Source organism: Eremococcus coleocola DSM 15696 (genome assembly GCF_000428865.1).
GTDB lineage: Bacteria > Bacillota > Bacilli > Lactobacillales > Aerococcaceae > Eremococcus > Eremococcus coleocola.
This window is the reverse complement of the sequence record NZ_AUAT01000010.1, coordinates 60,502-74,836: the sequence shown is the minus strand read 5'-3', so window position 1 is coordinate 74,836 and position 14,335 is coordinate 60,502. Positions and strand designations below refer to the sequence as shown.

The following is a 14,335-nucleotide window of genomic DNA, read 5'->3' as shown; positions in this document are numbered from 1 at the left end:
ATTGTACTACTTCTAACTTGAATTCAACAGGATAAACTTTATTTTGTCGACAACGCAATAGTCCTTCCTCACCTAGGGTTTGGTAAGCATTAACCCATTTTCGGATGGTACTATCACTTTTAACCTGATATTTTTTTGCCAAATATTTGTAACCGCCTGCTCCTTCTAAATATTCTTCAACAATCTTTCGTTTAAATTCATAACTATATTTTGACAATATAAATACCCCCAAAAAGTTAGATTTTGGTCCAACTTTTTGGGGGCACTACATTTTTCCAGTCTCCTTTTGCCTATTAAAAATATTAATAATTAATCTTCAAATGTAACTAAGTAATAATTTTTCTTACCGCGACGTACAATGAGGTATTTACCACCAATAGCCAGGTCACTTGAAATTGGATAATCCACATCAGTGATTTTTTGCCCATTTAAGGAAATGGCGCCATTTGAGACAAATTCACGGGCTTGGCGGCGAGAATCAACCAGTCCAATGTCAGTTAACCAAATAGCCAGGGTGTTATTGGTTTGCGGCGCTGTAAATTGAGGCATGTTTTTGAAGCCATCGCGGATTTGTTTTTCATTTAATTGAGCCACATCTCCGGTAAAGAGGGCCTTGGTAATTAATTGAGCTTCATCTAAGGCAGCCTGACCATGGACAAAACGAGTGATTTCTTCAGCCAGACGTTGTTGGGCTACCCGTAAATGGGGTCTTTCTTCAATTTCCTTAGCCAAGGCGTCAATTTCTTCTTTAGATAAGAAAGTAAAGTATTTCAAGAATTTAACCACATCAGTATCTTGTTGGTTTAGCCAGAATTGATAAAATTCATAAGGTGTCGTTTTTTCAGGGTCTAGCCAGATAGCATTCCCAGCTGACTTACCAAATTTTGTCCCATCTGATTTCAACATTAGGGGAATGGTTAAGCCATATGCTTCAGCTTCAGGCCCTTCCATCCGACGAATAAAGTCTAATCCAGAAGTAATATTACCCCATTGGTCGCCACCACCAATTTGTAATTGAACTTGGTGTTCTTTATATAGATGGTGGAAATCGATTGATTGTAAAATTTGATAAGAGAATTCAGTGAAGGAAATTCCTACATCTAGACGACTGGCCACAATATCCTTAGCGAGCATGGTATTGATATTGAAGTGTTTGCCGTAGTCGCGTAAGAAGTCTAAGAGGGAGATTTTACCTAGCCAATCATGGTTATTGACAATTTCAAAGTCCCCGCCTTGTCCCTTATTGAACAGGTGAATCATTTGGGCTTTGAGTTTATCCGCATTATTTTCGACCACTTCCATCGTTTGTAGCGTCCGTTCACTGGTTCGTCCTGAAGGATCACCGATCGAACCAGTCGCGCCACCAATAACTACAATGGGATGGTGACCGGCTAATTGGAATCGTTTTAGAATCATGAAAGGAATTAGATGGCCGATATGCATAGAGTCTCCGGTTGGATCAACCCCACAATAGAGGTAGATTTCCTTTTCACTTACTAGTTTTTTAAGACCATCTGCATCGGTTTGTTGGTTGATGGCCCCGCGCCATTCTAATTCATCAATAATTGTCACCTAGGTCACATCCTTTTCTTTGTTTAATAGTTTTATTATAGGGATTAACTGTGACAGAATCAATCCAACATGCGTGCGGTCTTCAAAAAAATGACAAAAAAATTCATAAAAATTACAAGAATGTTACAAAGACTATACGAATTGACGAAATAAGTCACAAAAGGGTGATTCTGTGATACGATGCTATCAGTGAAATAATTGAAGTAGATTATCACTTAGATTTTCTTAGAAAATACTTAATTAAATTATAAATTATAAACTAAAAGAACGAGGAGCAAATAAACTATGAAAAAGTCTTCAAATAAGAATTTATTCAAAACTTTATTCACATCAGCAGCCGCTTTAACTGCTGTAGCATCCCCTATCGTTGCTTCAGCACAAGACTACGATACCATGATTAACGATACGCAAGCGCAAATTGATAACTTATCTGCTGAACAATCTTCAGTTTATACAGAATTACAAAATGCCTACGCACAGATTGAAGCTTTAAAAGCGCAAGCAGATGAATTGTTAAATGATATCGATGCTGATGATGCTAAGCTTGAAGACTTAAATCAAGAAATTAAAACGCTTGAAGAAGTAATTGAAAAACGTCAAGCACTTTTAGCTAAACAAGCACGTAAGGTTCAAGTCTCTGCTGGAACAAGTAACTATTTAAATTATGTTGCTTCTTCTAAATCAGTTTCTGATTTAGTTGGACGTGTTGACGTGGTTAACCGTTTAGTTGAAGCCAATAAAGATATGATTTCTGCACAAAAAGAAGATAAAGAAGCCGTTGAAAGTAAAAAATCTGAAACACAAGCAACCAAAGATGAAAAAGTTGCTAAGATGGATGAACTTGAAGGCTTAAAAGCAGATTTAGCTACCCAAACAGCTAACAAAGAGGCAGCTTATAATCAATTAACCAATGATCTTAATTTAGCTGCTGACCAAAAACAAGCCCTTATCAATGAAAAAGCGGCTTATGAAGAACAATTAAGAATTGAGGCAGCTAACCAAGCAGCTTTAGAAGCATCTGTAGCTGCAGCTGCACAAGCTGACTCACAAGCTGAGTTAGATGCTCAGTACCAAGCAGCATTAGCACAAGCAGAAGCACAAGATGCTGCCATTCAAGAAGCCCAAGCTCAAGCGGAACAAGCCCAAGCAGAACAAGCCGCCGCTGAACAAGCAGCTCAGGAAGCAGAAGCAGCTGCTGCTGAAGCTCAAGCCCAAGCCGATGCCGCTGCTGGACAGCCGGCTGCTCCTGCTGAAGTAGCTCCAGTAGAAGAAGTTCCTGCTGAAGAAGTAGCTCCAGCTGAAACTGACCAAACTGTAACTGAAGAACAAGCTCAAGTCGATGCCGCTGCACAAGAAGCTGCTGCTGCCGAAGCTCAAGCCCAAGCCGATGCCGCTGCACAACAAGCCGCAGCTGACCAAGCTGCCGCTGAAGCCCAAGCTAAACGTGAAGCTGCCAATGCTGCTGCCGAAGCTGCCGAAGCTGCTTCAGCCAATGTGAATACTTTAATTGCTAATGCTGAAAAATATATCGGCACACCTTATGTATGGGGCGGTAAATCACCATCTGGTTTTGACTGCTCAGGTTTCGTACAATATGTCTTCAAAGAAACTTACGGTATTGATATTGGTGGTTGGACAGGAGCTCAACAAAACTCAGGTACTCAAATTCCCGTATCTGAAGCCCAAGCAGGCGACTTATACTTCTGGTCTGATGGTGGTTCAACTTATCACGTTGCCTTAGCAACTGGTAATGGTAACTACTTACATGCAGTAGATTTTGGAACTCCATTGAAATATAGTCAAGTAAACTCTTACTTTGCACCTAGCTTTGCTTTACGGGTTAATAAATAATTTAACTAAATAAATTAGAAGGGGATGGACGAAAGGTCCATCCCTTTTTTAATGCCACTCGCTCACGCAATCTTTGATTTTGTACATAACAACGCCTCAATGCACAACATTATAAGTTCCTGTTCGTTGCCGAGTTTCAATGCACAAAATTAGAATTCCTTGTGTATTGCCAAGTTTCAATGCACGCCATATTGCGGGTCTGTGTATTACCGCGCACTAATGAAAAATACAAACTAATTCAGTAGGCACTTAACTTTTTTCAAAAAAATCATCATCTATTCTTAACCATAGTTTTGCTGACTCACTAAGCCGTGCCTAAAACCAAAATCCATAGAGAATCCTAGCCTTTTAGCTTATCTGGCTAAAAGACTGTTTTATAAGCTTTATTTGGTATATAATTGAAGGTATCAACACAAGGAAAGGGGCACTCATTCGTGACTCACACTGAAAAGACATTTTATATTACGACACCGATTTATTATCCATCTGGGCGGTTACATATTGGTAATTCCTATTCGACCCTGGTTTCGGATGCCATGGCACGTTACAAACGTTTAATGGGTTATGATGTGTATTTCTTAACCGGTACAGATGAGCATGGGCAAAAAATTGAACAAAAAGCTGCTGACTTAGGTATTGAACCTCAAGCCTATGTAGACGGAATGGCAGCAGATATTAAAGCTCTTTGGGAAAAACTAAAAATTTCTAATGACGGCTTTGTTAGAACCAGTGATGATTATCATCAAAAAGCAGTTCAAGATATTTTTGAACGTTTATTAGCCCAAGGAGATATTTACTTAGGGGAGTACGAAGGTTGGTATTCTGTTTCTGATGAGGAATACTTTACTGAAACGCAGTTAAGTGAAGTCTTCAAAGATGAAAATGGCAAGGTGATCGGTGGGATTGCCCCAACTGGTAATAAGGTTGAATTAGTCAAGGAAGAATCTTACTTCTTTAAACTCAGCAATTATACGGATCGTTTATTAGAATACTACGACCAACATCCTGATTTTATTACACCAGCTTTCCGTAAAACAGAAATGGTCAATAACTTTATTAAACCAGGTCTAGAAGATTTGGCTGTTTCTCGGACTTCTTTTACTTGGGGGATTCCAGTTAAGTCTAATCCTAAACATGTGGTCTATGTTTGGATTGATGCTTTGTCCAATTATATTACCAAGTTAGGTTATGGCAATGATCATCAAGATATCATGGATAAGTTCTGGCCAGCTGATGTACAAGTGATTGGTAAGGATATTTCCCGTTTCCATATGATTTATTGGCCAATCTTATTAATGGCGCTCGATTTACCACTACCTAAAAAAATCTATGCCCATGGTTGGATTGTCATGAAAGATGGCAAGATGTCTAAGTCTAGAGGAAATGTGATCTATCCTGAAACTTTAATTGACCGTTATGGTCTTGATGTAACTCGCTTCTATCTTTTAAGAGAGATGAGTCAGGGTAATGATACTGTCTTTACACCGGAAGACTTTGTTAACCGGGCAAACTTTGAATTGGCCAATGATTTAGGTAACTTATTAAATCGGACCGTGGCCATGATGAATAAATATTTTGATGGCCAAGTACCGCAAGCAAAAGTAAGCACTGATTTTGACCAAGATTTTGAAGCCTATTTAGCTGATGAAATGACTGCTTATTTTGAAAGTATGGAAAGCATGACTTTTGATCAGGCTCTCGACCATGTCATGCATATGGTTTCACGTACCAATAAATATATTGATGAAACGACGCCTTGGGTCTTAGCCAAGGATCCAGATCTTAAGGACCAACTCGGCGCGGTTATGTATCACTTGGCTGAAGCTTTACGCTTGGTTGCCAACTTGTTACGTCCATTTATGTTAGAAAGCCCAGAAAAGATTTTCCAACAGTTAGGTATTGAATCTGAAACCAACCGGCAATTGGATGATTTGGCTTGGGGACAATTCCCTGAAAGCGCCCAAGTGGTTAAGAAAGGGGAACCTATCTTCCCACGTTTAGATGTCGAAGCAGAAATTGCTTACATTCAAACCGCGATGAATGGGGGAAGTAATATTGTGAATGACCAGGCTTACTCAGTTGATGATGAAAACTGGCAGCCAGAAGCTACTCAGTTATTAGGAGAAGACCAAAAAGAAATTCAATACGATGACTTTATGGCGGTCAATCTCAAAGTAGCTGAAGTATTAGATGTAGCGCCTGTTAAAGGTTCTAATAAATTGTTACGTTTCCGCTTAGATGCGGGCGAAAATGGTCACCGGCAAATCCTATCCGGTATGGCCAAATATTATCCTGACTATCAAACCTTAATTGGTAAGAAATTAGTCATTGTTGCCAACCTAGCTCCGCGTAAAATGATGGGTTTCATTAGTCAAGGAATGATTCTTACTGCAGAATCTGGCAAAAATGTTAAGTTTGTTTTTGCACCGGATGATGCTGACAATGGTTCAAGTGTTGAATAGAATTCTATCGCTTAAAAAAGAGGTTAGGCCTAGGGTCTCAGCCTCTTCTTTTATAAAGGAGAAGATTATGACAAAATTAGCCCTTTTTGATACCCATACCCACCTCAATGCTGATCAATTTGAGGGCATTGAAGACCAAGTGGTTCAACGGGCCCGTGATAATGGCGTGGCCTATATGGCAGTGGTCGGTTTTGATGAGAAAACCATCCACAAGAGTCTCCAATATGCTCAAGATTATGACTCAATCATCTCAGTGATTGGCTGGCATCCTACCGAAGCCCACCGCTATAATGCTGCTATTGAAAAACAATTGGAGCAAGACTTAGAAAAGCCCCAGGTCAAAATGTTAGGTGAAATTGGTTTAGATTATTATTGGCCCGATTCAACTAAGGCTGAACAAGAAAAAGTCTTGCGTCGTTTAATCGCCATGGCCAAGGAACATAATTTACCAATTACGATTCATAACCGGGATGCAACGGATGATATTTATAAGATTCTTAAAAGTGAAGGTTTACCTGAAGCTGGGGGGGTTATGCATTCCTTCGGTGAAGATTCAGAAGCTGCCAAAAAGTTTCTCGACTTAGGTATGCACTTGTCTTTTTCCGGAGTGGTTACCTTTAAAAAAACAGTAGAAGTCCGCGAAGCCGCAAAATTAGTTCCCTTGGATAAATTATTAATTGAAACTGATGCCCCTTATTTGGCTCCCGTACCTAAACGGGGCAAACAAAACGAACCTGCCTATGTTCGCTATGTTGCTGAAATGCTGGCGCAAGTCCGTGATTTATCTCTTGAGGAAATAGGTCACATTACGACTGAAAATGCCTTTAAACTCTTTGAGTGGTACCCTGAAAAATAGGAGGAGCTTATGATATATACACCTCCTCAGGAAGTTATTGTGGTGGAAGGGCGTGACGATACCAAGCGTTTGATTGAGGTCTTTGGTTCTCAAGTGAAAACCATCGAGACCAATGGATCTGCTTTAAGTCGCCCAGTTCAAAAACAGATTAGCCATGCTGCCCAGGAATTTGGCATTATTATCTTTACAGATCCTGACTATCAAGGCGACCGGATCCGCCGCTTAATCACTCAGGCAGTTCCGATAGCTAAGCAAGCTTATTTAACGCCCCAAGAAGCTAGAGGAAACCGCAAACATGATAGTCTAGGCATAGAACATGCTAAGCCCCAAGCCATTGTAGCTGCCTTAGAAGCGGTGATGACCCCGCAAAAATCGGAGACAGCCCCAGTGATCCCGACATCGGTTCTAGTTTCTCTTGGATTGATTGGCCATCCCCAAGCCAAGCAGAACCGACAAAGGGTGGCCCAACATTTTCACTTGGGTCATCTTAATGGCAAGCAATTACAGAAACAACTGGCCCGTTACCAGATTAGCCAAGCAACCCTTGAAGAATTTTTAGAAGAAGGAGGGGATTAAATGTCAGAATTTAGACCGATTGCTACCCCAACCCGGACCGCGCAAATCATGAAAGATTATGATATTGCCATGAAGAAGAGTTTAGGACAGAACTTTCTGATTGAGCCAAATATTCTAGACAAGATGGTGGCTGCGGCTGACATCGATTCAGATACGACCGTAATTGAAATTGGACCTGGAATAGGGGCCTTAACAGAATTCTTAGCCCTGTCTGCTAAACAAGTGTTAGCCTTTGAAATTGATGCCCGCTTTGTTTCAATTTTAGAGAATACATTGGCGGCTTATGATAATGTAAAAGTCATCCATCAGGATATTTTGAAGGTGGATTTTCAGGCCCCAGAATATGCAAGTTTAAAAGATCTTGACCGTTTAGTAGTGGTTGCTAATCTGCCTTACTACATCACCACCCCAATTATTATGCATTTAATTGATAGTCACTTGCCTTTCGACCGTCTAGTCATGATGATGCAAAAAGAAGTGGCAGAACGGATGACGGCCCAGGTAGGCACCAAAGCCTATAATTCTTTAACAATAGCGATTCAGTTACAAATGCAAGCACGGCTAGACTTTATTGTGCCCAAGAATGTTTTTATCCCTAAGCCAAATGTGGATTCTGCTGTCTTAGTATTGGAGCGGTTAGCCACCCCTCGTTTAGATTTAGCCGATTTAAGTGATTTTCAAAATTTTGTCCAAGCTGCCTTTGTCTACCGGCGGAAGACCTTGTGGAATAATTATAAGAATGCAGTGTCCACTAATCTTGCCGATTTGTCTGCTGACCAATGGGAAGCCATTTTTGACCAGGCAGAGCTTGACCGTCAACGTCGGGGTGAATCCCTGAGTCTAGAAGAATTTGGGCAACTTTACCAAGCTTATTTAGCAGTAAAGGGATAGGGTAAAATTGTAACTAAATGAATAGTCTGAACGATTTACCAAGTTAAACTTAAAAATTTGGCTTTCTACTTGTTATGGCGGATTAGATATGTTATGATTGTTTTTTATCATTATTTATGGTATACTACTAGCAGTGAGGTGAAGCCAATGCCACGCGAGATAGCGGAAATTAAAGGTTTACTAGATCAACGAATTGGTGAAGAAATTAAAATCACTGTTCAAATGGGCCGGAAGAAGAAAAAGAAACGTAAAGGTGTCTTACAAGAAACTTATCGTTCTGTGTTTATTGTTAATTTGGACCAAGATGAAAATAATTTTGAACGCGTTTCATATACTTACCGCGATGTATTAACCAATACAGTGGAAGTAGAATTTAATTAGTAAAGAAACTGGACTTTTGTCCAGTTCTTTTTTACTCAAATTTTCACAAAAAAATAAGACAAGAGCCAGGAAATTTTTCCTGGCTCTTACTTCTTATCAATTAGTTAGTTTAGTCTTTAAAACTCTTGTCAATGATGGCTTTTAAAGTCGACACGGAGTGATCCATTTTAGCTTTTTCGTCGTCATCCAAGGAAATTTCAACGACTTTTTCAATCCCTTTGCGACCGATGACAGCGGGCGCTCCAATAAAGATATCTTCAGCCCCATATTGACCATCTAAGTAAACGGATAGAGGCAGAATACTTTGACTATCAGATAAAATGGCCTTACAAATAGAGGCTAAGGCAGCAGCCACGCCGTAGAAAGTAGCCCCTTTCTTATTAATGATTTCATAAGCTGCGTTACGGACTTTATCAACAATTTTTTCTTCAATATCTTCAATGGGTAATTCTAAGTCCATATTGTGGAGCCAGGCTTGGGCATTTTGGCCGCCAATATTTACATTTGACCAAACACCGAATTCAGTGTCTCCATGTTCGCCCATAATATAACCATGGACACTGCGGGCATCTACATTCACTAATTGAGCGATTTCTTGGCGGAAGCGGGCGGTATCAAGGGAAGTTCCTGAACCAATTACCCGTTCTTTAGGGAAACCAGAGATTTTCCAAGTAGCATAGGTTAAAATATCTACTGGGTTGGTGGCAACCAAGAAAATACCATCAAATCCTGAAGCAACGATTTCTGTTACGATTGATTTGAAAATTGCTAAGTTCTTATTCACTAAGTCTAAACGGGTTTCACCTGGTTTTTGGGCAGCGCCGGCAGAAATAACAACGATTTCAGCATCAGCACAGTCTGAATAATCAGCTGAGTAAATAGTTTTAGGTCGAGTAAATGGAACAGCATTAGCTAAGTCCATGGCATCTCCGACGGTCTTATCTTTATTCATATCGATAATACCAATTTCACGAGCCACATCTTGTAAAACGAGGGCAAAGGCAAAAGATGAACCGACGGCACCATCACCTACTAAAATAATCTTACCGGAACGTTTTTCTTGTGTCATAAAATATTCACTCCTTAAAATATATTCCTTACTTAGTGAATGTTATCACATAAAATTTTCATTTTCAATCAATGAAGCTTGCTGAAAAGGCTTTCCTATGAAAGTTATGTTATAATGGTTGGGCAAAAGCAATAATAAGAGGAGTTATATAATGAAACTATTTGTTGGACTGGGGAATCCCGGTGAAAAATATGAAGCGACCCGACATAATGTCGGGTTTGCTGTGATTGATCAGTTTATGCAAGATCATGGCTTGGCCATGACTAAACAGAAATTTAGGGCGGACTATGAAATCTGGCATAGTCCCAAAGAAAAAGTCCTTTTGCTTAAACCTTTTACTTATATGAATGCTTCTGGTGAAGCAGTTCTACCGATAATGTCTTATTATGGAATAGGAATGGAGGATTTAGTGGTAGTTTATGATGATTTAGACTTAGATCCAGGCCGGATTCGCTTGCGGCAAAAAGGGTCTTCAGGTGGTCATAATGGGATGAAATCAATTATTTCAATATTGGGGTCTGACCAATTTAATCGAATTCGAGTAGGAATTGGCCGTCCCCATCCAGGTTGGAAGGTCGTAGACCACGTCCTGGCTCCCTTTGATAAAACTGAACAAGTCTTGATTGACCAAGCTGTAGGTCAAGCGGCCTCAGCCTTAACAGACTACCTTGATAACGAGGACTTTATTCAGACGATGAACAAGTTTAATTAATAAATAAAATGGAACTGGACCGTATGGTTTCTTCCTTTATTTTATAAATATTATATGAGAGGAAAGCAGATGCAAGTAGAATTAAATCGAAATGCTTTTCAGGAAAGTATTCAACAAATTAATGCGGATAAAAAGAGAAAACTCCCCTACTTAATCACGGGCTTAGATGGGTCAGCCCGTGCTATTTATCTTGCTCAATTATTTCAAGCGAGACCGACGACGATCTTGATTGTGGAAAGTTCAGACCTACAGATGCAAGAATTGAGTCAAGACTTAGCCCAGATTTTACCTGAGGTGCCGGTTTTAACCTATCCTGCGGATGATAATCTTGCGATTGAATATGCCCAAGCTTCGATGGATTTTGCATCCCAACGAGTGGCGGCCTTAAACTTTTTGGCTCAAGGACAACCGGGTTTTGTTCTAACGACTTTAGCGGGTCTACGCCAGAAATTAAATCCGGTTGACCAATGGGTGGCCTATAATAAGATTATCCAGGTCGGCCAAGAGCTAGACCGGCAAGCCCTATTAGATACGCTGATTGCCTTATCTTATAAGTCAGTCAATATGGTGATGACTCCGGGTGAGTTTTCAGTTCGAGGAGGGATTGTTGATTTCTATCCTTTAGATAGCGACTATCCAGTCCGCTTAGACTTTTTCGATAGTGAAGTGGACTCGATTCGTTATTTTAATGCTGAAACCCAAGAATCAGTGGAACAAATAGATGAAGTAATTTTAAGCCCAGTTCAGGAATTGATTTTCCCGAATTTCATGCAATTAATGGTTGCGGATGAGCTGAAGAAACGAGCTAAAAAATACCTGGATAAGGTGAAAGATCCCGCTATAAAAAATAATTTACAAATAAATTTACTGGGTGATTTAAAGAACTTGGCTGACCATAATGAACCTTTAAAATATGCCTCAGCCTTCTTTGGTTTAATTCCTGAGACGAGCTCGCTCTTAGATTATTTACGTTATGATGGTCACTTGGTCATCAATGACTATGCCAAATTACAACAAGAGCAAGTCCAACAAATTGAACAAAACCATTATTGGATTGAGCAAGAAATTGAAAAAGGACAACTAATTCCTAATTTACCCATTAAATGGGACTTCGAAGACCTAGTAAAGAATTTTTCTGGTTCGACTTTACATTTTTCCGTGCTCCAACGAGGTTATGTCGCCATGGCATTGGCGGGACTATTTAATTATAAGTACCAGACTATGACCCCTTATTTCAGTCAAATGCCCATGATTATTGATGATCTTCAAACCTGGCTCAAACAAGGTTATGTGGTCCAAGTGGCTTTGCCGAGTAAGAAACAGGTCTTGAATTTTCGTCAAGCTTTAGCTGATCACGGTTTTGATAAGGTTTATTTACAAGATGAGCAACCGATTCAAGCGAACCGGGTCAACTTGGTCACCTTGGATCTCTCTAAGGGATTTGTTTTATCAGAGCAAGCTTGGGCTTTAGTCACCCACCATGACCTATTTAAAGAAGTGAACCGTCCCAGAGGTCGGGTCCGTCAACCTCATTTATCTAATGCAGAAAAGATTAAGTCTTATAATGAATTATCTGTAGGGGACTATGTGGTCCATCTTAATCATGGGGTCGGCCGTTATACAGGCATGGAAACCCTAGAAATGAATGGGGTCCACCGGGATATGTTGGCCATTGAATATCAAAATAATGCCCGGGTTTTGATTCCCGTGGACAAAATTCATTTAATCCAAAAATATGTCTCGTCTGAATCTAAAACCCCGAAAATTAATAAATTAGGGGGGACAGAGTGGGCCAAAACTAAGCAAAGGGTCCAAGCTACGGTTGAAGATATTGCCGATGATTTAATTAAACTATATGCTAAACGGGAAGCCGAAAAAGGTTACCGTTTTAGCCCGGATACACCAGAACAGTATGAATTTGAACAAGCCTTTGGTTTTGTGGAAACGCCTGACCAATTAACTTCCAGCCAAGAAATCAAGGCCGATATGGAAAAAAGTCGGCCCATGGACCGGCTTTTGGTGGGTGATGTGGGTTACGGTAAAACTGAAGTAGCTATGCGGGCAATCTTTAAGGCAGTGATGGATGGCAAGCAAGTGGCTTTCTTGGTGCCGACCACTGTCTTAGCTCAGCAACATTATAATACCCTCCAGGCTCGCTTTAATGATTGGCCCTTTGAAATTGGTCTCTTGAGTCGGTTTGTGTCTCGGGCCCAACAGAAGGAAACTATTGCTAAGCTTAAAAGCGGAGCGGTTTCAATTGTGGTCGGAACCCACCGTATCCTGTCGAAGGACATTGTTTTTAATGACTTGGGCCTCTTAATTGTCGATGAAGAGCAACGGTTTGGGGTTAAACACAAGGAACGTTTGAAACAGCTCAAGGCTCAGGTGGATGTCTTGACCTTGACGGCGACGCCGATACCGCGAACGCTGCATATGTCTATGATTGGGATTCGTGACTTGTCTGTGATTGAAACGCCACCCAATAACCGATTTCCGGTCCAAACCTATATCATGGAACGGAATGAAGGGGCTATTAAAACCGCCATTGAACGGGAGATGGCACGGGGCGGTCAATGTTTCTATCTCTATAACCGGGTGGCAACCATCTACCAACGGGCGGATGAAATCAGCCAGCTCGTGCCCCAAGCCCGAGTTGCGGTAGCCCACGGCCAAATGTCCGAAACAGAATTGGAAACCGTACTGGTGGACTTTATCCAAGGTCTCTATGATGTTTTGGTGACAACCACTATTATTGAAACAGGGGTTGATATTCCTAATGCCAATACCCTGTTTGTCGACCATGCAGATAAAATGGGGTTATCGACCCTCTATCAATTAAGAGGTCGGGTCGGTCGGACCCACCGGGTGGCTTATGCTTATCTTATGTATGAACCCTTTAAACAATTAAGTGAAGTGTCAGAAAAGCGCCTGAAAGCCATCCGGGAATTTACTGACCTAGGATCTGGTTTTAAAATTGCTATGCGGGACTTGTCGATTCGCGGCGCCGGTAACTTGCTTGGTAAGCAACAGTCTGGCTTTATCGATTCTGTCGGTTATGACCTTTATACCCAGATGTTAAAAGAAGCCGTTGACCAACGTAAAGGGATTAAGAAGAAACAATCTCAATATGAGTCCCAAGCTATTGAATGGAATGTGGACGTGGACGCTTATCTTCCTAAAGATTATATTCAAGATGAACGGCAGAAAATAAATATGTATAAGGCAATTCAACAAATCGATTCTGAGGAAGCCTATCGTAGCATCCAAGACCAGCTAATTGATCGTTTTGGAGAGTTTCCAGACCAAGTGGCTGACTTGTTAGATATTGCCTTAATTAAGTATTACGGCTTAAAATCTGGTATTGAAGAAATTAAACAAGACCGGCAGCGAATTGTGGTCACCTATAATGAACGGGCCAGTATGAAACTTAAAGGGCCGAATATTTTCCAAGCCTTACAGGAAGTCCCGTTAAAAGCCGAAGTTACCGTAAATGGGGGTAAATTAGCCATCCGTTTATTAGTCCAAGGCAAGGTGTCTTATCAATGGTTGCCTGCCTTAAAAGCTTTAGCGAAAGAGTCAATGTCCATTGTTAATCAAGGAGAGGAGCAAGAATAATGCGGTTAGATAAATTTTTGAAAGTATCTCGTTTAATTAAACGTCGGTCAGTTGCTAAAGAAGTGGCAGACCAAGGACGGGTCTTAATTAATGATATTGTGGCTAAGTCATCGGCTACTGTTAAAGTAGGTGACGAGATTACCATTCGCTACGGAAATCGAACCCTAGTAATTAAAGTTGAAGCCCTCAAGGATTCAACAAAAAAAGAAGATGCCGACTCAATGTACTCTGTTTTGGCAAATGAACGGCCAGCGGATGAAGTTTAACAATCAATAATTTATTGTCTGAATTTCCTTATTTTGATGGAAATTAACCAGCTTTATTGATATACTCGATAAGAGCAAGGAGGT

The 14,335-nt window shown here is 40.5% G+C and carries 12 protein-coding genes; 9 read left to right on the top strand and 3 right to left on the bottom strand.

Annotated features, from left to right (window positions below; all coding sequences use genetic code 11):
* Together G396_RS0103325 and tyrS are read right to left on the bottom strand one after the other, a co-directional pair.
* Nucleotides 1-217 (bottom strand): helix-turn-helix domain-containing protein (locus G396_RS0103325; RefSeq protein ID WP_028125038.1); only part of this gene is annotated, 217 nt, incomplete at its 3' end.
* Nucleotides 218-309: 92 nt separating this feature from the next.
* Nucleotides 310-1,572 (bottom strand): tyrosine--tRNA ligase, encoded by a 1,263-nt coding sequence (tyrS, locus tag G396_RS0103320; RefSeq protein WP_028125037.1) that lies wholly within the window; start codon nucleotides 1,570-1,572, stop codon nucleotides 310-312.
* A 285-nt stretch (nucleotides 1,573-1,857) separates the two neighbouring features.
* Between tyrS and G396_RS0103315 the strand changes: the two genes are divergently transcribed.
* The 6 genes from G396_RS0103315 to G396_RS0103290 all read left to right on the top strand — a co-directional run bounded on the left by G396_RS0103315 (nucleotide 1,858) and on the right by G396_RS0103290 (nucleotide 8,589).
* Nucleotides 1,858-3,423 carry a C40 family peptidase gene (locus G396_RS0103315; protein WP_028125036.1) on the top strand — a complete coding sequence of 522 codons (1,566 nt, stop codon included), beginning with the start codon at nucleotides 1,858-1,860 and terminating at the stop codon, nucleotides 3,421-3,423.
* 434 nt (nucleotides 3,424-3,857) lie between these two features.
* Nucleotides 3,858-5,885 carry a methionine--tRNA ligase gene (gene metG / locus G396_RS0103310; protein WP_028125035.1) on the top strand — a complete coding sequence of 676 codons (2,028 nt, stop codon included), beginning with the start codon at nucleotides 3,858-3,860 and terminating at the stop codon, nucleotides 5,883-5,885.
* A 67-nt stretch (nucleotides 5,886-5,952) separates the two neighbouring features.
* Nucleotides 5,953-6,741 (top strand): TatD family hydrolase, encoded by a 789-nt coding sequence (locus G396_RS0103305; RefSeq protein WP_028125034.1) that lies wholly within the window; start codon nucleotides 5,953-5,955, stop codon nucleotides 6,739-6,741.
* 9 nt (nucleotides 6,742-6,750) lie between these two features.
* Complete coding sequence (rnmV, locus tag G396_RS0103300; RefSeq protein WP_028125033.1) at nucleotides 6,751-7,317, top strand: ribonuclease M5; 567 nt, start codon at nucleotides 6,751-6,753, stop codon at nucleotides 7,315-7,317.
* Entirely contained in the window at nucleotides 7,318-8,208 is an 891-nt protein-coding gene (rsmA, locus tag G396_RS0103295) for a 16S rRNA (adenine(1518)-N(6)/adenine(1519)-N(6))-dimethyltransferase RsmA (RefSeq protein WP_028125032.1), read from the top strand.
* A 147-nt stretch (nucleotides 8,209-8,355) separates the two neighbouring features.
* On the top strand, nucleotides 8,356-8,589 hold the full coding sequence (locus G396_RS0103290; protein ID WP_006417855.1) for a Veg family protein: 234 nt from the start codon (nucleotides 8,356-8,358) through the stop codon (nucleotides 8,587-8,589).
* A gap of 109 nt (nucleotides 8,590-8,698) precedes the next feature.
* Here the strand turns inward: G396_RS0103290 and G396_RS0103285 are convergent, their stop codons facing one another.
* Nucleotides 8,699-9,658: an L-lactate dehydrogenase gene (locus G396_RS0103285; protein ID WP_006417735.1), complete on the bottom strand. Its 960-nt coding sequence runs from the start codon at nucleotides 9,656-9,658 to the stop codon at nucleotides 8,699-8,701.
* A gap of 151 nt (nucleotides 9,659-9,809) precedes the next feature.
* Between G396_RS0103285 and pth the strand changes: the two genes are divergently transcribed.
* The 3 genes from pth (at nucleotide 9,810) to G396_RS0103270 (ending at nucleotide 14,251) form a co-directional block, all read left to right on the top strand.
* Nucleotides 9,810-10,370, top strand: coding sequence for an aminoacyl-tRNA hydrolase (gene pth / locus G396_RS0103280; protein ID WP_006417825.1), 561 nt, complete (start codon nucleotides 9,810-9,812; stop codon nucleotides 10,368-10,370).
* A gap of 69 nt (nucleotides 10,371-10,439) precedes the next feature.
* Nucleotides 10,440-13,985 (top strand): transcription-repair coupling factor, encoded by a 3,546-nt coding sequence (gene mfd, locus G396_RS0103275; protein WP_028125031.1) that lies wholly within the window; start codon nucleotides 10,440-10,442, stop codon nucleotides 13,983-13,985.
* Nucleotides 13,985-14,251 carry an RNA-binding S4 domain-containing protein gene (locus tag G396_RS0103270; protein ID WP_028125030.1) on the top strand — a complete coding sequence of 89 codons (267 nt, stop codon included), beginning with the start codon at nucleotides 13,985-13,987 and terminating at the stop codon, nucleotides 14,249-14,251. Before mfd ends, G396_RS0103270 begins: the two co-directional genes overlap by 1 nt.
* Nucleotides 14,252-14,335: the final 84 nt, after the last annotated feature.

What these genes read in the sequence shown, in the direction of transcription:
- rsmA (WP_028125032.1), top strand. Translation starts at nt 7,318, where the DNA reads ATGTCAGAATTTAGACCGATTGCTACCCCAACCCGGACCGCGCAAATC.
- G396_RS0103285 (WP_006417735.1), bottom strand. Translation starts at nt 9,658, where the DNA reads ATGACACAAGAAAAACGTTCCGGTAAGATTATTTTAGTAGGTGATGGT.
- G396_RS0103315 (WP_028125036.1), top strand. Translation starts at nt 1,858, where the DNA reads ATGAAAAAGTCTTCAAATAAGAATTTATTCAAAACTTTATTCACATCA.
- G396_RS0103290 (WP_006417855.1), top strand. Translation starts at nt 8,356, where the DNA reads ATGCCACGCGAGATAGCGGAAATTAAAGGTTTACTAGATCAACGAATT.
- G396_RS0103270 (WP_028125030.1), top strand. Translation starts at nt 13,985, where the DNA reads ATGCGGTTAGATAAATTTTTGAAAGTATCTCGTTTAATTAAACGTCGG.
- mfd (WP_028125031.1), top strand. Translation starts at nt 10,440, where the DNA reads ATGCAAGTAGAATTAAATCGAAATGCTTTTCAGGAAAGTATTCAACAA.
- G396_RS0103305 (WP_028125034.1), top strand. Translation starts at nt 5,953, where the DNA reads ATGACAAAATTAGCCCTTTTTGATACCCATACCCACCTCAATGCTGAT.
- pth (WP_006417825.1), top strand. Translation starts at nt 9,810, where the DNA reads ATGAAACTATTTGTTGGACTGGGGAATCCCGGTGAAAAATATGAAGCG.
- rnmV (WP_028125033.1), top strand. Translation starts at nt 6,751, where the DNA reads ATGATATATACACCTCCTCAGGAAGTTATTGTGGTGGAAGGGCGTGAC.